The sequence below is a fragment of the Streptomyces sp. genome (assembly GCF_035563135.1).
GTDB lineage: Bacteria > Actinomycetota > Actinomycetes > Streptomycetales > Streptomycetaceae > Streptomyces.
Window position 1 is genome coordinate 17,425 of record NZ_DATMVN010000341.1, and the last position, 17,503, is coordinate 34,927.

The window sequence follows — 17,503 nt, forward strand, 5'->3', positions numbered from 1 at the left end:
TCGGGCCGGCAGCCGCCCGGGGGGAGATGCCGGGTTCACGGCCGATGCGGCCGCCCGATCTCACGACGAAGGAGCAGAAGCGATGCCAGAATTGGATTCAGGGAAGATTCCGGGCAGACGCCTTGTCCTCAAGGGCGCGATGCTGGCCACCGGGACGGCGGCATCGGCCGGGGCCCTGGCACCGGCCGCGTCGGCGGCCACCGCTGAACGAGGCGGGCACGGTGACCCGGAGGGTCCCGAGCCCATCCCGGAACAGCTGCCGGTGACCGAGGGGTTCGTGGAGGTCCCCGGTGGAGAGCTCTGGTACTGGGACACCGGCGGCGAGGGATCGGCCGTCATCCTCTCCCATGCGGGCACCGGGAGCGCGCTGGCGTGGCCCTACCAGCAGCCCGCGCTGGCCAGGGCCGGTTACCGGGTGATCGCCTACTCCCGGCGTGGGCACTACCGGTCGTCGGGCGCGACCACCGCGGATCCGCCGGCCGCGGACGACCTGCTGATGCTGGCCGACCACCTCGGGGTGGACAGGTTCCATCTGGTCGGTGCGGCACTCGGTGGCTTCGTCGCCACGGATTTCGCGCTCTCCTACCCGGAGCGGCTGCTCAGTCTGGTACTGGCCAACAGCCAGATGGGCATCGAGGATCCCGATTTCGCCGCCACTCTCACCCGGCTACGGCCGCCCGAGTTCGGCGCTCTTCCGCACTCCTTCAAGGAGCTCAGCCCGGCCTACCGCGCGGTCAACCCGGAAGGTCTCCGCGAGTGGGAGGAGATCACCGAGCGCTCCCGCCCCGGCGTGGCGCTCCCGCTGCCGAACCTGGTGCACGGGGTCACCTGGGACCTGCTGAAGACCCTCAGAACCAGGACGCTGCTCACGGCGGGTGACGCGGATCTGTACATGCCGCCACCCATGACGAAGCAGGTGCTCCAGCATCTGCCCAACGCCTGTTCGCTCACGTTCTCCGAGGTCGGCCACACCCCTCACTGGGAGCGGCCGAGCGCCTTCAACCGTAAGCTCCTGCAGTTCCTGGCGGGTGCCCGGTTCCCGGAGGGCACCCGCTGCTGATCCCTACCGGTCGATGTGACGGGCCGGCCGGCTGCTCCGTTCGTGCCAGGCACCCCGCGATCCGTGTGGTGCCTGGTCCCGTTATGGTGGACCGACTGGTACACAATAACGATCGGCCGGAATCGGGATTGCTGTCAACTCCGCGCTTCGCACAGTGGAACGACTCTTGCCAGAAGCTCGGCTTCGCCTTACGGTTCTGTTGACCAATCGGTCCATTAAACGTGCCGGGTCCCCGCATGACCGACGAGGAGCGAGATGGAGAATTTCGCCAGCACGCTCGACCATCAGGCCGAGCACCGGCCCGACAAGGTCGTGCTCACGTACGGCGCCCGCACCCTGACCAACACGGCCCTGCACGAGCGTGTGAACGCGCTGGCAGCAGGACTGCGTGACCTGGGCGTCCGCCGCGGCGACATCGTGGGAATGCTGCTGTACAACTGCCCGGAGTTCCTGGAACTCGTGTACGCCGTCAACCGGCTCGGGGCGGCCTTCCTGCCGCTCAACTACCGGCTGGCGCCCGCCGAGTGGGAATACATCCTGGCCGACAGCGAGGCCAAGGTGCTCATCGCCGACCCGGAGTTCACCGCCGCGCTCGACGGGCTGCGACTCCCGGCGCTCCGGGCCCGCCTGACGACGGCGGCCGAGGCGCCTGCCTCGCCGTGGCTCCCGTACGAGGCGCTGGTCACCGCACACCGTGGCGAGGGCGTACCGGTCGCCGACGTGCCGGGGGAGGCCCTGCAGCGGCTCATGTACACCTCGGGCACCACCTCCCGGCCCAAGGGGGTGTGCATCAGCCACCGCAACCTGGCCTGGAAGAACCTCGGGCTCATGGTGCAGTTCGGCCTCACCGACCAGGAGATCACCGCCGTCGCGGGCCCCTTGTACCACGTGGGAGCCCTGGACATGGGCGGCCTGGCGACGCTGCACGCGGGCGGCAGCCTCGTGCTCCAGCGCAAGTTCGACGCGGCCGGCCTCCTCGGGATGGTGGAAGAGCACCGCGCCACCAGCGTCTGGATGGCGCCGGCCATGGTCAACTCCGTGCTGCAACTGCCCGACGAGCTCGCCCGCAAGGACGTCAGCTCGATCCGCCTGATCCTGTCCGGCGGCGAGAAGATGCCCGAGGCGCGGCTGCGCACGGTCCTCGAGCGCTTCCCCGGGGTGTGGTTCGCCGACGCCTACGGACTGACCGAGACCGTCTCCAGCGACACCTTCGTGCCGTACGCCCACATGCACGACAAGCTCGGCTCGGTCGGCCGGCCGCTCCCGCACAACCAGGTGAGAGTCGCCGACGAGCGCGGTGAACCCGTTCCGAGCGGCACGATCGGCGAGGTCCTGATACGCGGCCCGAAGGTCTTCTCGGGTTACTGGCGTGACGACGAGGCCGACAAGAGGTCGTTCGTCAACGGCTGGTTCCGCACGGGCGACATGGGCCGCCTCGACGACGACGGCTTCCTCTACATCGAGGACCGCAAGAAGGACATGATCGTCTCCGGCGGCGAGAACATCGCCACCCCCGAGATCGAACGTGTGCTGTACGAGCACGAGGACGTCGTCGAGGCGGCGGTCGTCGGCCGCCCGGACGAGCGGTGGGGCGAGGTGCCCCACGCCTTCCTGGTGCTGCGCGCCGGCGCCACGCTCACAGCGGCCGACGTCGCGGAGTTCTGCGCCGGACGGCTCGCCAAATTCAAGGTACCCAAGCACGTCACCCTGATCGAGGAGCTGCCCCGCACTCCCTCGGGCAAGGTGCTGAAGCGCCAGCTGCGCCGGACCGAGGACCAGGTATGACCGGACACCCCTTCGACCTGACCGGTCGCGTCGTATGGGTCACCGGCGCGGGAAAGGGACTGGGCCGCGCCATGGCTGTGGCGCTGAGCCGGGCCGGCGCCCGGGTCGCCGTGTCCTCCCGTACGGCTGACGACCTCGACGGCCTGGCCGCCGAACTCGCGGCCGAGGGCGGGCAGATCGACGTGCATCCGCTCTCCGTCGCCGATCCCGGCGCCGTCCGTGCCACCGCCGACGCCGTCGTCGAGCGGGCCGGACGCCTCGACGGGCTCGTCAACTGCGCCGGCATCAGCCCCGACTTCACCCGCAGCGAGCGGCTCGACGACGCCACCTGGACCCGGATCCTCGACGTCAACCTGTCGGGCACCTTCTACTGCTGCCGTGAGGCCGGACGGATCATGCTCGGGCAGAGCGGTGGGTCGATCGTCAACGTCAGCTCCGTGCACGCCACCGCGGGTTTCGGGCGGCTCGCCGCCTACTCCGCGAGCAAGGGGGCCGTGGAGGCACTCACCCGCACCCTCGCCGTGGAGTGGGCCGAGCGCGGCATCCGTGTGAACACACTCGCCCCCGGCTACTTCGACACCGAACTGAGCAAGCCTCTGATGAGCAACAACACCTGGGCCGACCGCGTCAAGTCCGCGATCCCCATGGCCCGCACCGGCGACCCGGACGAACTCAGCGGGGCGGTGGTGTTCCTCATGAGCGACGCCTCCCGCTACACGACCGGCTCCACACTGACCGTCGACGGGGGATGGACCGCATGGTGAGCAACGACGAGCGCCTTGAGATGTACCGGCGGATGGCACGCATCCGGCAGTTCGAGCAGATGGCTTCGAAGCTGTACAAGGACACCGAGATTCCGGGCTTCGTCCACCTGTCCATCGGGCAGGAGGCGACCGCGGTCGGCGCCTGCTGGCATCTGCGCGACGACGACGCGATCACCTCGACCCACCGCGGCCACGGGCACTGCCTGGCCAAGGGGCTCGACGTGGAGCCCATGTTCGCCGAACTGATGGGCCGCGACGCCGGCACCTGCCGGGGACGGGGTGGCTCCATGCACATCGCCGACCCGCAGCGCGGCGTCTTCGGCGCCAACGGCATCGTCGGAGCCGGCATCCCCATCGCCGTGGGGGCCGCGACCGCCGCACAGATGCGCGGCGAGGGGCAGGTCGCCCTGTCGTTCTTCGGGGACGGCGCCGTCGCCCAGGGCATGTTCCACGAGGCGGTGAACCTGGCCGCGGTCTGGGACCTGCCCATCGTGTTCTTCTGCGAGAACAACAACTACTCCGAGTTCTCCCGCGCCGCCGACCAGCACCGGGCCGGCCTCGCCGCCCGCGCCGCCGGGTACGGCATCCGCTACGCCCACGTCGACGGCAACGACGCCATCGCCGTGGCCGAACTGATGGAGGGCCTGACAGCGGGGCTGCGCCGGGGTGACGGTCCGGTTCTCGTCGAGGCCGAGACCTACCGCTGGCACGGCCACTACGAGGGCGACCCGCAGCGGTACAGGACCGAGGACGAACTCGTCGAGTGGAAGCGGCGCGATCCGCTGATCCTGGCCCGCGCCCGGATGACCGAGGCCGGGATCGACGCCCGGGCCGCCGACGAGGTGGACGCCGAGATCGCCCGCGAGATCGAGGAGGCCGTCACCAGCGCACGCAAGGCTCCGTACCCCGAGCCGGGCAGCCTCCACGACCACGTGTGGGCGGAGCGGCCCGAACTGCCCGAACCCGCCCCGGCGGACGGTCCCGTCTTCCGCACCATGGACGCGGTGCGCGAGGCGGTCAGTCACGAACTCACCCACGACGGGGACGTGTTCGTCGCGGGTATCGACGTCGGCGAGGGCGGCAACGTCTTCGGGCTCTTCCGCGGGCTGGCCGACGAGTTCCCCGGCCGGGTGCGGGACACCCCCATCTCCGAGTCGGCGATCGTCGGCACCGCGGTCGGCGCCGCGATGGCCGGCATGCGGCCGGTGGTGGAGGTGATGTACATGGACTTCATCACCGTATGCATGGACATGCTCGTCAACCAGGCCGCCAAGCTGCGCTTCATGACCGGTGGCAGGGCCTCCATGCCGCTGGTCGTGCGGACCCAGTTCGGCGCCGGACGCTCCTCGGGAAGCCAGCACTCCCAGAGCCTCGAGGCGATGCTCGCCCACGTTCCGGGACTCACCGTGGTGATGCCCTCGAACCCCGCGGACACCTACGGGCTGCTGCGGGCGGCCATCCGCGACCCCAATCCCGTCGTCTTCGTGGAGAACCGGCTGCTGTACGGGAAGAAGGGCCCCCGCCCCGCCCCGGACCACCTGGTGCCCCTCGGCAAGGCCCGCGTGGTGCGGCCCGGCAAGGACATCACCCTGGTCAGCTACTCGCGGATGCTGATCGAGGCGCTGGCCGCAGCCGAGGAGGTCGCCGCCGAGGGCATCGACGTGGAGGTGATCGACCTGCGGACGGTGGCACCGCTGGACCGGGCCACGGTCCTGGACTCGCTGCGCCGCACCCACCGGCTGGTCGTCGCCCACGAGGGCGTGCAGGACTTCGGAGTGGGCGCCGAACTGGCCGCGCTCGCCGCCAACGAGGGCTTCTGGCACCTGGACGCCCCCGTGGTGCGCGTCGCGCCGCCCGCCATGCCCGCGCCGTACTCTCCGCCCCTGGAGAAGGAGTGGCTGCCGGACAGGGAAGCGATCGCCGGGGCGCTGCGACGCGTGGCCGGGGGAGAGCCCCGATGACCGAGCAGCGCGCGCCGGCCGCGGCACACCAGCCCGAGGCCCCTCCGGCCGGAGGTATCGCCCACCGCGCGGTCGCCACCCCCTGGGTCCGGTGGCTGGCAGCGGAGCGCGGAATCCGGCTGGACGGGCCGGAGACGCGCGGACGCCGGATCACCGCGGCGGACCTGGACGCACTGCGGACCCCGGACGTACCGGAGACCCCGCACCAGGCACCGCCCATCTCGCCGCCGCTGCGCGCCACCGCCCAGGTGGACCTCACGTCGCTCACCTCCAGGACGGGCGCGGACTCCTTGCGGCGTACGGCACATGTGGCCGAGGCGCTGGTACGTGTGTGGCGGCACGCAGGGCTGATGAGTGACTCCAGCCTGCTCAGGGTCGTCCACGGAGAGCACACCGGCACCATCGCCGACCCCGGAACCCTGTCGGCCGACGGCGTGTACGCCCGGCTCGGCGACCCGGAATCCGGACCGCGGGGTACGGACGTGCTCTCCCTCGTCGACCTGTCGGACAGCCGGGTCACCTCCCTGGCGGGAGGCGAGGGGCCGCCAGGGCGCGGAGTGCTCACCCTGGGCGCCGCGCGGCCTGCCGTGACCGCTCTGCCCGACGGCGCGGACGGGCACGTCATGGCCGTGCGTACTGTCGCGGCACTCACGTACGAGGGAGGGCCGGACGCCGACCGCCGCACGGTGGTGGCCGCACTCGACGCCCTGGTCGACCTCCTGGAAGGAAGACGTCCATGAATTCCCGTACACCGGTGCGTGTGGAGCGCGACGGAGCCGTGACCACGGTGCGGCTGGACGCGCCGCCGCTCAATCCCATCGACACCGGACTGCGCGAGGCCCTCGCCGCCGCCGTCGCGGACATCGCCGCGGACCCGACGGTACGCGCGGTCGTCCTCGCCGGCGGCGAGCGCGCCTTCGCCGCCGGCGCGGACATCGCCGGCCTGGCCGCCATGGACTACCCGGAGATCCTGGAGTGGAACGCGCGCCTGCAGCGCGTGTTCACCTCCGTCGCCGAGCTGCCCCAGCCGGTGATCGCCGCGCTGCGCGGATACGCGCTCGGCGGGGGACTGGAGCTCGCCCTGTGCGCCGACTACCGCGTCGCCGCCGAGGACGCGGTCGTCGGCCTCCCCGAGGTGCAGTTGGGCATCATGCCCGGTTCCGGCGGCACCCAGCGGCTGACGGAGATCGTCGGCCGCAGCCGGGCCAAGGAACTGATGATGACGGGCCGCCGGGTCCGGGCCGCCGAAGCGCTGGAGCTGGGCATCGTGGACGAGGTCCTGCCCGCGGCGGAGGTCCATGCCCGTGCGACGGACTACGCCCTTGAGCTCGCCCGGGGCCCGCGCCTCGCGATCCGCGCGGTCAAGCAGGCCGTCGACGAGGCCGCCGGTGCCACCTCCACCGGGCTCGCCCTCGAACGCACCCTGCTGGCAGGGCTGTTCGCCACCGAGGACCGGGCCCGGGGAATGCGCTCCTTCCTCGAGCACGGTCCGGGGCACGCCGAGTTCGAGTGAGCAGCGCCTACACTGACCCCTGAGGAACCGATCGCAGGAGAGGACCAGCATGGCGAGGCCCCCGGGCCATGGCCCGGCTTTCGAGGGCCGGCGTCAGGAGATCATCGACCAGGCCGCGAGTCTGTTCGCGAAGAAGGGCTATACGGCCACCGGAATCGCCGAGCTGGGTGAGGCCGTGGGCCTGGGCAAGGGCGCCCTCTACCACTACATCGGTTCGAAAGAACAGCTGCTGGTGGAGATCCAGGACAGGGTCCTGCAGCCCCTTCTGCAGCGGGCCCGGGTCATCGACGCCCTCGACGCACCGTCGCTGGTCCGTCTGCGGCTGCTGTCCGAGGCGCTCCTCGAGGCGATCCTGTCCCGGCTCGACCACATCTGGGTCTACGAGCACGACTACCGTCACCTCACCGGGACCAACCGCAAGCGGCTGGTCCGCCAGCGCCGTGAGTTCGAATGGCTCCTGCAGGGTCTTCTGGAGGAGGCCATGGAGGAGGGCGCTCTGCGCCGCACCGACCCCCGCCTGGCGGCCCTGCAGTTCCTCAACCTGCACAACCACACCTACCAGTGGGCCGGTACCAGAGGACCCGCATGGACCGCCGCCCACCTCTCGGAAGAGTACTGCCGCACCTTCTTCGGCGGACTCGCCACGGACCGCGAGGCGCTGGAGAAGCTGGACGAAAGCGTGGCAGAAGTCCGCGGTGTCCTCACCGCGGACTGACCGCCCGCGTCGCTCGGGCCGCGCGTCCGGCGCGTGGTGGTGGTGACAGGAACGACACGACGGCGACAACGACAACGACCCCGGGCAGGGGTGGAGCCCGGGGTCGTTGTCGTTGCTCCTGCTGCCCCGGTGCGGTCGGCAGCGGCAGGAGGGCAGGGGCGGAGCGCGCGGGCCGTCGAACCAGCGAGGGCTCCGTCAGCTCGTGAGGGGGGCCAGCAGTACCTTCAGGTGGTCGTGGTTCCCCCCGGCCAGCTCGTCGAGGACCGCGACGCCCTCGGAGAGCGGGCGTACGCCGGTCAGGAGGCAGGAGGCGTCGAGCCGGCCGTCGGCCATGAGAGCGAGAACGCGGGGAATGTCGAAGTTGTAGCCGAGGGAGCCGCACAGGCTCCGCTCGTAGAGCACGAGTTGGCGCACGTCGATGGAGAGCGCGGCCTCGGTGATGCCGGCCACCGCCATCCGGCCGCCGCGGCGCAGACTGCGCAGACCGAGGTCGACGGCGTCGGGACGGCCGGTGGCGTCGATCGCGACGTCCGGGCCGACGCGGCCGGTGCGGGTGAACACCTCGCGCCGTACGTCGGTGGTGGTGGGGTCGAACACCTCGGTGGCACCCGCGGCGAGCGCTGACGCGTGCCGGGCCCTGGCCGGCTCGCTGACGTAGACCGCTCCGGCACCCGCCATCCGGGCGCCGAGGATCGCAGCGATGCCGATGGGGCCCGCGCCGAGCACCAGCACCATGTCACCGGGGCCGACGTCGGCCCGGGTGGCGGCGTGCAGACCGACGGCGAGCGGCTCCGCCAGCGCGGCCATCTCGTCGCTCACCCCGTCCGGGACCGGGTGCAGACCGCGCAGCGGGACGGTGGCGTAGCGGGCGAAACCACCGTCGGAGGCCAGGCCGACGGAGCCCCCCTTGGCGCAGATGTGGTACTCGCCGTGCAGGCACCAGCGGCATTCGCCGCACGCCACGCACGGGTCCACGGCGACCCGTGTCCCGATCCCGACGCCCGGGCGTTCGCCGCCCAGGGCGACAACACGGCCGCTCATCTCATGGCCCATCGTCACCGGCGGGGCCTGCCCGGTCAGCGGGTGCTTCCCGGTGCGGATCATGTTCGGCCCGTGGCTGATCTCGTGCAGGTCGGTACCGCAGATCCCGCAGAAGGCGACCTCGACCACCGCGTAGCCGGCGGGCGGTTCACCCGGCTCGCCGACCTCTTCCAGACGCAGGTCTCCGCGCCCGTGCCACCGCAACGCCTGCACGTGAACCTCCCAGGGTTTTACATAACGATCAGTCCAAAGAATCGTATCTGCTGCCCGGTGTCAAGCTCTCGGTCCGCAAGGGGGGCTTTTTGTCATCTGTCGCCCCTCTGGCCCGGATTCGACAGGCAATTCGGGTGACGCGACCCCTTGACCACCTGATCGGGCACCGGCACCGTTCCCATGTCCAATCTGTGTACCGGATGGTCCATCAAACTGTCGGGCCGCGCTCCCCGACGGCCCGGCGTCGGCACCCGCTCCGGCGGTGGTGCCTTCACAGGACGGACAGGTGATGACCTCACGAGCACCAGCACGACCAGCGGCGCCGGTCCTGCGCGTCGACGGGGTCTCCCGTGACTTCGGAGGACTGCGGGCCCTGGCCGACGTCTCGGCGAAGACCTCGAAACGGTCGTGATCACCTATCCGCAGAACGACTACGGCAAGGCCGCGTCGGCGGCGGCCAAGAGGCCGACGGCGCTCGGCTACGTGGTGAAGGACCGGCCCACCGGACAGTCAGCGAGTCCTTCTTCAACCCGTCGGCCGGCCTGCCGGGTCTGCAGAAGCTGCTCGCCGAGGCGAAAGGCAGGACCGATGTTCCGCTCGACCAGCACTTCGTGATCGGTGCCCGGACGGCGCGGATCGTGCAGGCGGCGCTGGAGGAGGCCGGTTCGGCCCGCCCGCAGGACGTCAACGCGGCCATGTCCCGGATTCGTATCGCGTCCGGGGGCGCCTACCACTACCTGCCGACCGCACCGGACGGAATCGCCTGCAAGGACGGATCCATCACGGGCGCTCAGCCCGTCTTCAACCAGTGGAAGGAGAACGGCACCCGTGTGATCGTCCACCCGCCGCTGTCGGCCGGCCGGGAGCCGGACCTGGACTGAGCGCCGCTCCGCCGTTCCCGGGACCGGGTGGGCTCACCTGATCTCGAAGGAGCGCTTCGCCAGACCCGCCATGTAACCGTCGATGACTGTCCGGGCCGGCTGTTCGGGGTTCTCCGCACTGCCCAGAGTGATGAAGATGGGGAGGAAGTGGTCCGGGGTGGGGTGGGCATAGGGCATCCCGGGAGCGCGGCCGGCATAGGCGGCGAGTTCGCCGACGTCGCCGCGGGCGAGGGCGTCGGCGGCCCACATGTCGAAGTCGGAGGACCAACCGGGCACGGTGCCGTGGGCCATCATCTCGCGCGTGATGTACGGCAGTCCGTGAACCATGAAGCCGGAGCCCACGACGAGGACGCCCTCGTCGCGCAGGGGTGCCAGACGGCGGCCGAGTCCGAGCAGGCGATCGGGGTCGTGGGTGGGCATGGACATCTGCAGGACCGGGACGTCGGCGAGCGGGTACATGGCCATCAGCGGGATCCAGGCGCCGTGGTCCAGCCCTCGGGAAGGGTGCTGGTAGAGCGGCTCGTCGTCGGGCATCATCGCGGCGATGCGGGCGGTGAGCCCCGTGGCGTCAGGGGTGGCGTACTGCATCTCGTAGTAGCGGGGCGCGAAGCCGCCGAAGTCGTACACCAGCGGGGTCCTGGCCGCGGGGGCGGACAGCATGAGCGGCGCGTCCTCCCAGTGCGCGGAGACGATCACGACGGCCTTGGGTTTCGGCAGGGACTGCGTCCAGTCGAACAGCTGGCGGAGCCACTGACCGTCGTCCAGGAGCGGCGGAGCGCCGTGGCTGATGTAGAGGGCGGGCAGAGGGCCGTCGGCGGGAGTCCAGGGCCGCTGGGTGGCGGCCCTGGTCAGGGCGTCGGGCAGGAAGGCATCGAATGCGCCTGCGGGTATCTCGGGATTCAGCACGTCGGGCATGGTTGGCCTCCGGGTCGGGCGCGGATGCGGGGGTGTCGTCGTGGTGTCGGGGGGTGAGCCGTGCGCCGCAGGCCGGGGCCGGTCAGGTGGCGGGCATCCGGGGACAGGTGCGGTGAGGGTCGATGGCGTCGGTGACGCGTCGGCTGATCTCACGCAACTGCTTGGACTGCGCTTTCGTCAGGGGGTCGATGAGCAGGCGGCGTACTTCCTCGACGTGCCCGGGAGCGGTGGCGGTGACCTTGTCCCAGCCGGCGTCGGTGAGAGTGGCGAGGGTGAAGCGGCCATCCGCGGGGTCGGGGCTGCGTGTGAGCCAGCCCTTGTTCTCCAGGCGCTTCGCGGTGTGGGAGAGGCGGGAGAGGGAGGCTTCCGCGAACTCGGCCAGATCACTCATCCGCAAGGTGTGTTCGGGTGACATGGAGAGGCCGGCGAGGACCTGGTACTCGAAGTGGGAGATGCCGGCGTCGCGCTGCAGCTGAGCGTCCAGCGCGGCGGGGAGGCCGACGAGCATGGCGACCATGGCGAGCCAGGTCTGTTGTTCGTCGTCGTCCAGCCATCGAGGTTCGTCGGTGTCCATACCTCCACGATAATTTGCTGCTTCAAACCCTATGGCGGATGCGTCGTTCATCGGCGTACCTCCGGATCCACGGATGGGCGGATCTGTGCTGGAGACTCCCCGCCGGCGAGCGGGGGTCGGGGGCGCGGGTCAGCCGCGGGGCACGGCGTTCAGAGGCAGAGCACGGTGGTACGCGGGCACCGCCACCGCCGCGACGGCGACGTGCATCACGATCAGTCCGATGATCCCGGCGGCGTCGGCGTGCGCCTTGTAGTCGCTGAAGAACATCATCAGGTCGGGAATGAAGGAGACGACCACGACCGCGGGGACCAGCCGGGACAGCAGGGCGCGGGGATCGGCCGACCGCCGCCGGACCACAGCCCAGCCGGCCGCGCCTATGAGGACGCCGAGGAAGGTGAACGAGATGAACGATCCCGGCTGGAGGGGCTGGAAGTCCTCCGACGCCCCGGCCGCGATCGAGAGGAGAGCGATCACCTCGTTGAGGACGCTCGCGGCCACGATGCCCGCGATCAGCCATCCGGCGACAGCGGCCGGCCCGGGCTGGGTCCGGACGGGAACCGTGGACGCCGGGGGAAGGGAAGAAGACGTGGACACAGGGGAGCTCCTTGGATGAGGGGGCGGGCGGTCGCGCTCGCCCCGTGGTCCGCCTGGTCGATGAGAGGCACGGGGTGCAGGCGATCGCCCGGGCCGTACCGCCCGTCCTGGATCCAGGCGTCTCCAGGACGGGCGGGGACACTGCGTGACGCGCTCAGTTGCCCGTCGCTGCGGCGATGGTGGTGCGCACCGGGGTGGTGGGCCGGCCGGCGAGACGGGCCAGGTCGCCGGTGGTGTCGGCCAGCTGGCCGTCGGCGGCACCCGCGTCGATCGATACGAGCATCTCCACGACGGGCTCGGGCAGGCCGGCTCCGGCCAGGGCCTTGGCATGCTCCTCGGCCGGAAGGTCCTGGTAGACGACCTTCGTTCCGGTGGCTGCGGTGATGTCGGCGGCGAGGTCTTCCATGGTCCAGGCGGCGTCGCCGGACAGTTCGTAGACGGTGTTGTCGTGGCCGTCACCGGTGAGGACGACGGCCGCCGCGGCGGCGTAGTCGGCGCGCGAGGCGGCGGCGACGCGGCCGCCGTGGGCGCTGCCGATGATGGTGCCGGTGGCCACGCCCTGCTCGGCGGTGGGAATGTAGTTCTCGTTGTACCAGCCGTTGCGCAGCAGGCTGTAGGTGAGTCCGCTGGCCTTGATCGCTTCCTCGGTGACCTTGTGCTCAGGGGCGACGGGCAGTGTGGAGGTGTCGGCGTGCAGGACGCTGGTGTAGGCGAGCAGACTGACGCCGGCATTCTTGGCCGCGTCGATGACGGCCTGGTGCTGCGGAATGCGGCGGCCGATTTCGCTGCCCGAGATCAGCAGGATCTTGTCCGCGCCCTCGAAGGCGCTCTTCAGGGTTTCGGGGCGGTCGTAGTCCGCCTCGCGGACCTGGACGCCTCGCTCGGCGAGGTCGGCGGCCTTCGCGGGGGTGCGGACGGCCGCGACGATCTGCTCGGCGGGGACCCGGGTGAGGAGGTCTTCCACGACGAGGCGGCCGAGTTGGCCGGTGGCACCGGTGACGACGATCATGGGAATTCCTTACTTCGGTTCTTCGGCCGGCTACTGCCGACCGCTCCGCCCGGAGGCGGACGGGATGGTGTCGGGATGGGTCAGTCGGTGACGCGGATGACGATCTTGCCGCGTGTGCCGCCCGCACTGAGGGCCGCGAGGCCGTCCGCGGCCTGTTCCAGGGGGAACACCTTGGTGATGTCGACCTTCAAGGTGCCCGCCGCGGCCAGGGCGGCCAGCGGCTCGATGACTTCCCGGAGGGGAGAGGCCATGATGTTGCTGCCCGTCAGCCCGGCCGCTCCGAGGACTTGTCCGTCCGCGGCACCCAGGGTGCTGGCGACCCTGCCGCCCTTGCGTACGGCGCTCAGGGGCAGGGCGTCGGGGCTGGAGGCGACCAGGTCGATGAGGGCGTCGACCCCGCCCGGGTAGGCCGCGGTCACCTGATCGGCCACCGGGGTCCCGGACCTGTGGTCCACCACCGTCGCCGCACCGAGGCCGGTGAGCCGGTCGCTGTCGGCGGCCCCTCCGGTGGCGACGACGGTGACGCCGCGGGCGGCGAGCAGCTGGACGGCGTACGAGCCGACGCCCCCGGTGGCCCCGACCACCAGGACCACCTGGTCCTCCGAGGCCTCGACGGCGTCCACGGACGCGAGGGCGGCGGTGCCGGCGAGCGGCAGTGCCGCAGCCGTGTCGAAGTCCAGGCCGGCCGGCTTGGCCGCTACCGCGGCGGCCGGGATCAGTGCGTACTCGGCGATGCTGCCTGCCTGGATCGGCGGGGCGAGCAGGACGTGTCCGATGACCTCGTCACCCACCGCCACGTGGTCGACGCCCGCCCCGACCGCCTCGACGACTCCAGCGGCGTCCCGTCCCACGACCAGCGGGTAGAGGTGGGGCATCATCTCGGCCATCATGCCTGCGACCAGGGTCTTGTCGATGGCGTTCAGGGCGGCGCTCTTCACCCGTACCAGGACGGCGCCATCGGTGACCTCAGGCACGGGCAGGTCGGAGACGACGGGCTGGGCGCCGGACTCGGGAACGTTGAATGCGCGCATGACAGGCTCCATGGATTTGGGTGGTACGGGTGATTTGCGACCACCCTAGAAGGCGTAGGGCCCGAACCTTCCCCACGCCACGATGGCGGCCAGGATCAGCAGCACGACGTTTGCGCCGATCATCTGGTTCTCCTTGCGGCGGGCGTGGACGACCGCGGCGCCGAGCATGGTGATCGCCAGCCCGGTGGCCGCCAGCGGCACCAGGACCGGGGCGATGTTCAGGGCCGCGGGCAGGATCAGGCCCAGGGCTCCGAGTACCTCCACCGCACCGATGGCCTTCACTGCGCCGGACGAGAAATCGTCCACCCAGGCCATGCCGGAGGCTGCCAGCTTCTCCTTCGGCTGGCCCGCCTTCATCAGGCCGGCGAGGAGGAACGCGACGGCCAGGATGCTCGCGATGATCCAGAGAGTGACGTTCATGGGGACGGACCTCCGTGATTGCTTGATGCTTCAAGTAACGATAGGGCGAGTCACTTGAAGCGTCAAGCGAAAATGGCCCATGTTTACTTGAGGAATCAAGTGATCTTCGGGATCGGCCTCCCACAGGCCGGAGCAGGGGCCCTGACCGTGGACAGGGCAGCGGTATTACTGCCACCCGGGTGGGTTCGGCCCGGTTCGCAGGTTCGGCGGCGATTCAGATCGAGCCCGTGGGCACGCCGGGGGAGGGGGGCCGGCTCGGACCCCGGGGAGATCGCGCGCCTGTGCCCGGGCAGGGGCTCACGGCCCCGGGGCGGCCTGCCCCGGCCGTCCTGCCCGGCGGCGGGCAACGTGGTCAGCCCTGAGGCGGTGCGTTCCTCGTCCGGGTCAGGGCGGGCAGAGCGTCCAGGAACAGGGCTCCGGTCAGAAGTGCCGCACTGCCGCGCGGGCTCCAGCCCCGTGCGTGCAAATCGGCGTCCAGGGCCGCGAGTGCCTCGGCGCCGGCGGGGGCCGCGGTGCCGCCCGCGTCCAGAACAGCGCGTGCCCCCACGTGCACGTGACGCAGGCCCCCGGGCCCGGCGGTGTAGAGGAGTTCGCTGTCGCGCAGGGTCGACATCACGGTCAGCAAGGCATCGAGTCGTGCCTGCGTCTCGGTGGCGCCCGCCTGCCGGGAGGCGTCAAGTGCCTGGAGCGCACGGAGCACGTGGGGAAAGCCGGCGCGTGCCTCGCCCCGGGCGCCCGCCGCCCCGTACTTCACCGACACGGCCGAACCGTGCGAGGGCCGCCTCGGGGCCTTCCGGTCAGGGTGCGCGGCAATGCGCTTGGCGGCTGTGGTGACCTCGGTTCCTGTCGAGGAAGGGAGGAGCGCGGCACCCGCGACGAGCAGGCCGAGCGTCCACAGGGCGCCCCGGTGGCCACCCCCGGCCAGATCCGCCGAATGCTCGGTGCACCGTCCGACAGCGCCCAGCTCCTCGCGCAGCAGAGGCGTCGGCTCTCCGGTGCGGCGGGCTGCGGCAGCCATCGCGGTGAGCCCGGACGTCAGCGCCTTCGCCGTCCAGAGCAGAGCTCGGTGGTCCTTGCGGGTGGTGCGTGCAGCGAGATCACGGGGGTCGGGCAGCCCGGGCTTCGGAGCGAGGGACAGCTGTTCGGTCAGAGCGGATACGGCGATGCCGGCGAGTTGCTCGTCGTGGTACTTGGTCATGGCCGCCTGCGGAAGGAGTAGGGGCGCGGATGGCTCCGCCACGTCGGGAGCGCGACCTCGACGGGTCGCTGCTCGGTCTGGGGAGCATATGCGGGAGGGCGGGCACAGGCGGTCCGGCCGGTTCCCGGCCGGTCGGTTCCTGTGCCCGCCCCATGCGGATCCTGGCTGCCGTCAGCGGACCGTGAGGCCCGCCCGGTCACGCCGCATCACGTCCTACGCCGACGGCGAGGCCGAGGGGGGCGAAAGAGGAATGTCCCCGTCGTTGGTGGCTTCCGGGTCCACGCCCACCGTGATCGAAGCGGTGACGCCCTTCGCGATCCGCTTCTTGTCGTAGCGAAGGGTGAGCAGGCCGCCCGTGGCGCCGCTGTCGTCGTAGACCGTGTCCTCGGTGAGGGTGACGCGGTCGACGGTGCTGGTCGAGTAGGGCTTCACCTCGGCGACGGCCAGGACGGCCTTCTCCTCGAAGTAGAGCTGGCCGGTGTGGCAGGTGCGGCCACCCTCGTAGCCGCCCTTGGTCCACGTTCCGTCCGTGTGCACCTTGGTGTGGATGTGTGCGGCACGGCCCTCGTACCAGCCGGGGAAGATGCTGGTGAACCGGACCTTGCCCGCGTGGTCGGTACGCAGGGTGCCACGCAGGTACCGTTCGTTGTCGGTGGGTTCCAGGTGCAGGTCACCGGACGCAGGCGGGTTGTCGGGGGACATGCCGGGGGGCAGGGCGGAACCCATGCTCTCGTACCCGGAGTAGATGCCGAGCGCGTCGCAGTGCCAGATGTCGACCGCCGCGTTCCGCACCGGCTTGCACGTCTCGGCGTCGATCACCTTGATGACCAGGGTCAGCGGAACGCCTTCCTTGTCCTCGGTGACGTCCGTCCGGATCTTGTCCGCATCGATGTAGTAGGGACCTTCGATGGCTTCGGTGTTCAGCCGGTAGCAGGTTTCCCCGGCTGAAGGCTTCGATCCCTTCACCTCGACCGGTGTTTCCTCCCCGGCGAGAGCATTCGTGGCCAGCACGCCGCCCGTGCCGGCCACTGCGATCGCGGCACCTCCGGCGACGAGCACCTGTCGACGTGACGTGTTCCTCTTGTGCCGCGCACCGTCCTGGGTCATCCTCGACGGATCCTTTCGGCTTGGGCTGGTTCGCTTAGACCGGCCGTGGACGCTCACTATTGCGGACCCACCTGAGGCGTAACTGAAATGGACTGCGCTCCGGGGCGCCCTGTTCGGCTGACGCCCGCGTCCCGGCACCTGTGACCCGGAAACCTGGGACCGCCTCAGACCGCGTCGTCCTGCGGCGGTGGTTGCCGGGTCAGCGGCAGCAGTACGGTGAACTCGGTGTCGCCCGGTTCGCTGTGTACCTCGATCCGGCCGCTGTGTGCCCGGGTGATCGCGGAGGCGATGGCGAGCCCGAGACCGGTGCCGCCCTTCCGGTCGGCGGTACGAGCGCGGGAGGTGTCGGCCCGGGTGAAGCGTTCGAAAATGGAGGGCAGGGCCGCGGTGGGGATGCCGGGGCCGTCGTCATGGACGCGGATGACGCCCCAGGTTCCGGCCGTCTCGGCTGTCACGGTGATCTGTGTCCCGGCGGGGGTGTGGACCCGGGCGTTGGCCAGCAGGTTGGCCAGTACCTGCTGCAGGCGGGCCTGGTCGCCGTCGGCCGTCACGGAGGCGTCCAGGCGCAGGACCACCTGCCACAGGTGATCGCTTCCCGCGGCCCGGGCGTCCCACACCGCTTCGGCGACCAGGGTCGCCACGTTCACCTCGCCCTTGTGCAGGGGACGGCCTTCGTCGAGGTGGGCGAGCAGGAGCAGGTCCTCCACCAGTGCCGTCATGCG

19 protein-coding genes are annotated in these 17,503 nt (G+C 70.9%); 9 read left to right on the forward strand and 10 right to left on the reverse strand.

The window, feature by feature from the left end; all coding sequences use genetic code 11:
- The first annotated feature begins 82 nt into the window (after nt 1-82).
- From VN520_RS14855 to VN520_RS14885, 7 genes are all read left to right on the forward strand, one after another.
- A complete protein-coding gene (locus tag VN520_RS14855) occupies nt 83-1,060 on the forward strand; it encodes an alpha/beta hydrolase (protein ID WP_325747379.1) in 978 nt (325 codons plus the stop codon).
- A gap of 255 nt (nt 1,061-1,315) precedes the next feature.
- Nucleotides 1,316-2,845, forward strand: a complete 1,530-nt coding sequence (locus VN520_RS14860) for a long-chain fatty acid--CoA ligase (RefSeq protein WP_325747380.1) — start codon at nt 1,316-1,318, stop codon at nt 2,843-2,845.
- Entirely contained in the window at nt 2,842-3,609 is a 768-nt protein-coding gene (locus tag VN520_RS14865; protein ID WP_325747381.1) for an SDR family NAD(P)-dependent oxidoreductase, read from the forward strand. The genes VN520_RS14860 and VN520_RS14865 overlap by 4 nt, the downstream gene beginning before the upstream one ends.
- Nucleotides 3,603-5,570, forward strand: coding sequence for a pyruvate dehydrogenase complex E1 component subunit beta (locus VN520_RS14870; RefSeq protein WP_325747382.1), 1,968 nt, complete (start codon nt 3,603-3,605; stop codon nt 5,568-5,570). Before VN520_RS14865 ends, VN520_RS14870 begins: the two co-directional genes overlap by 7 nt.
- Nucleotides 5,567-6,310 (forward strand): hypothetical protein, encoded by a 744-nt coding sequence (locus VN520_RS14875; RefSeq protein ID WP_325747383.1) that lies wholly within the window; start codon nt 5,567-5,569, stop codon nt 6,308-6,310. The genes VN520_RS14870 and VN520_RS14875 overlap by 4 nt, the downstream gene beginning before the upstream one ends.
- On the forward strand, nt 6,307-7,083 hold the full coding sequence (locus VN520_RS14880; protein WP_325747384.1) for an enoyl-CoA hydratase/isomerase family protein: 777 nt from the start codon (nt 6,307-6,309) through the stop codon (nt 7,081-7,083). Before VN520_RS14875 ends, VN520_RS14880 begins: the two co-directional genes overlap by 4 nt.
- A gap of 49 nt (nt 7,084-7,132) precedes the next feature.
- The gene (locus VN520_RS14885; protein WP_325747385.1) at nt 7,133-7,798 is read left to right on the forward strand and encodes a TetR/AcrR family transcriptional regulator; all 666 of its coding nucleotides are present in this window, start codon (nt 7,133-7,135) and stop codon (nt 7,796-7,798) included.
- A gap of 195 nt (nt 7,799-7,993) precedes the next feature.
- Here the strand turns inward: VN520_RS14885 and VN520_RS14890 are convergent, their stop codons facing one another.
- A complete protein-coding gene (locus VN520_RS14890) occupies nt 7,994-9,052 on the reverse strand; it encodes an alcohol dehydrogenase catalytic domain-containing protein (protein WP_325747386.1) in 1,059 nt (352 codons plus the stop codon).
- Nucleotides 9,053-9,341: 289 nt separating this feature from the next.
- Between VN520_RS14890 and VN520_RS14895 the strand changes: the two genes are divergently transcribed.
- Both VN520_RS14895 and VN520_RS14900 read left to right on the forward strand, forming a co-directional pair.
- Nucleotides 9,342-9,464, forward strand: coding sequence for a hypothetical protein (locus VN520_RS14895; RefSeq protein WP_325747387.1), 123 nt, complete (start codon nt 9,342-9,344; stop codon nt 9,462-9,464).
- A gap of 199 nt (nt 9,465-9,663) precedes the next feature.
- Nucleotides 9,664-9,933: a hypothetical protein gene (locus VN520_RS14900; RefSeq protein ID WP_325747388.1), complete on the forward strand. Its 270-nt coding sequence runs from the start codon at nt 9,664-9,666 to the stop codon at nt 9,931-9,933.
- Nucleotides 9,934-9,966: 33 nt separating this feature from the next.
- On the opposite strand, the gene VN520_RS14905 is transcribed toward VN520_RS14900, so the two are convergent.
- From VN520_RS14905 to VN520_RS14945, 9 genes are all read right to left on the reverse strand, one after another.
- Nucleotides 9,967-10,848, reverse strand: coding sequence for a class III extradiol ring-cleavage dioxygenase (locus tag VN520_RS14905; RefSeq protein ID WP_325747389.1), 882 nt, complete (start codon nt 10,846-10,848; stop codon nt 9,967-9,969).
- Nucleotides 10,849-10,930: 82 nt separating this feature from the next.
- Nucleotides 10,931-11,422: a MarR family winged helix-turn-helix transcriptional regulator gene (locus tag VN520_RS14910; protein ID WP_325747390.1), complete on the reverse strand. Its 492-nt coding sequence runs from the start codon at nt 11,420-11,422 to the stop codon at nt 10,931-10,933.
- Between the two features lie 129 nt (nt 11,423-11,551).
- Nucleotides 11,552-12,016: a DUF6069 family protein gene (locus tag VN520_RS14915; RefSeq protein ID WP_325747391.1), complete on the reverse strand. Its 465-nt coding sequence runs from the start codon at nt 12,014-12,016 to the stop codon at nt 11,552-11,554.
- A 154-nt stretch (nt 12,017-12,170) separates the two neighbouring features.
- Nucleotides 12,171-13,025, reverse strand: coding sequence for an SDR family oxidoreductase (locus tag VN520_RS14920; protein WP_325747392.1), 855 nt, complete (start codon nt 13,023-13,025; stop codon nt 12,171-12,173).
- 80 nt (nt 13,026-13,105) lie between these two features.
- Nucleotides 13,106-14,056 (reverse strand): NADP-dependent oxidoreductase, encoded by a 951-nt coding sequence (locus tag VN520_RS14925; protein ID WP_325747393.1) that lies wholly within the window; start codon nt 14,054-14,056, stop codon nt 13,106-13,108.
- Nucleotides 14,057-14,101: 45 nt separating this feature from the next.
- A complete protein-coding gene (locus VN520_RS14930; protein WP_325747394.1) occupies nt 14,102-14,476 on the reverse strand; it encodes a DoxX family protein in 375 nt (124 codons plus the stop codon).
- Nucleotides 14,477-14,828: 352 nt separating this feature from the next.
- The gene (locus VN520_RS14935; RefSeq protein WP_325747395.1) at nt 14,829-15,674 is read right to left on the reverse strand and encodes a triphosphoribosyl-dephospho-CoA synthase; all 846 of its coding nucleotides are present in this window, start codon (nt 15,672-15,674) and stop codon (nt 14,829-14,831) included.
- Nucleotides 15,675-15,887: 213 nt separating this feature from the next.
- Nucleotides 15,888-16,781: an intradiol ring-cleavage dioxygenase gene (locus VN520_RS14940; RefSeq protein WP_325747396.1), complete on the reverse strand. Its 894-nt coding sequence runs from the start codon at nt 16,779-16,781 to the stop codon at nt 15,888-15,890.
- A 164-nt stretch (nt 16,782-16,945) separates the two neighbouring features.
- Nucleotides 16,946-17,503, reverse strand: a 558-nt coding sequence (locus VN520_RS14945; protein WP_325747397.1) for an ATP-binding protein, incomplete at its 5' end; no start/stop codon positions are given.

Excerpts from the sequence above, each read along its gene's own strand:
- VN520_RS14855 (WP_325747379.1), top strand. The coding sequence starts at position 83 with ATGCCAGAATTGGATTCAGGGAAGATTCCGGGCAGACGCCTTGTCCTC.
- VN520_RS14860 (WP_325747380.1), top strand. The coding sequence starts at position 1,316 with ATGGAGAATTTCGCCAGCACGCTCGACCATCAGGCCGAGCACCGGCCC.
- VN520_RS14865 (WP_325747381.1), top strand. The coding sequence starts at position 2,842 with ATGACCGGACACCCCTTCGACCTGACCGGTCGCGTCGTATGGGTCACC.
- VN520_RS14870 (WP_325747382.1), top strand. The coding sequence starts at position 3,603 with ATGGTGAGCAACGACGAGCGCCTTGAGATGTACCGGCGGATGGCACGC.
- VN520_RS14875 (WP_325747383.1), top strand. The coding sequence starts at position 5,567 with ATGACCGAGCAGCGCGCGCCGGCCGCGGCACACCAGCCCGAGGCCCCT.
- VN520_RS14880 (WP_325747384.1), top strand. The coding sequence starts at position 6,307 with ATGAATTCCCGTACACCGGTGCGTGTGGAGCGCGACGGAGCCGTGACC.
- VN520_RS14885 (WP_325747385.1), top strand. The coding sequence starts at position 7,133 with ATGGCGAGGCCCCCGGGCCATGGCCCGGCTTTCGAGGGCCGGCGTCAG.
- VN520_RS14895 (WP_325747387.1), top strand. The coding sequence starts at position 9,342 with ATGACCTCACGAGCACCAGCACGACCAGCGGCGCCGGTCCTGCGCGTC.
- VN520_RS14905 (WP_325747389.1), bottom strand. The coding sequence starts at position 10,848 with ATGCCCGACGTGCTGAATCCCGAGATACCCGCAGGCGCATTCGATGCC.
- VN520_RS14910 (WP_325747390.1), bottom strand. The coding sequence starts at position 11,422 with ATGGACACCGACGAACCTCGATGGCTGGACGACGACGAACAACAGACC.
- VN520_RS14920 (WP_325747392.1), bottom strand. The coding sequence starts at position 13,025 with ATGATCGTCGTCACCGGTGCCACCGGCCAACTCGGCCGCCTCGTCGTG.
- VN520_RS14925 (WP_325747393.1), bottom strand. The coding sequence starts at position 14,056 with ATGCGCGCATTCAACGTTCCCGAGTCCGGCGCCCAGCCCGTCGTCTCC.
- VN520_RS14930 (WP_325747394.1), bottom strand. The coding sequence starts at position 14,476 with ATGAACGTCACTCTCTGGATCATCGCGAGCATCCTGGCCGTCGCGTTC.
- VN520_RS14935 (WP_325747395.1), bottom strand. The coding sequence starts at position 15,674 with ATGACCAAGTACCACGACGAGCAACTCGCCGGCATCGCCGTATCCGCT.
- VN520_RS14940 (WP_325747396.1), bottom strand. The coding sequence starts at position 16,781 with ATGACCCAGGACGGTGCGCGGCACAAGAGGAACACGTCACGTCGACAG.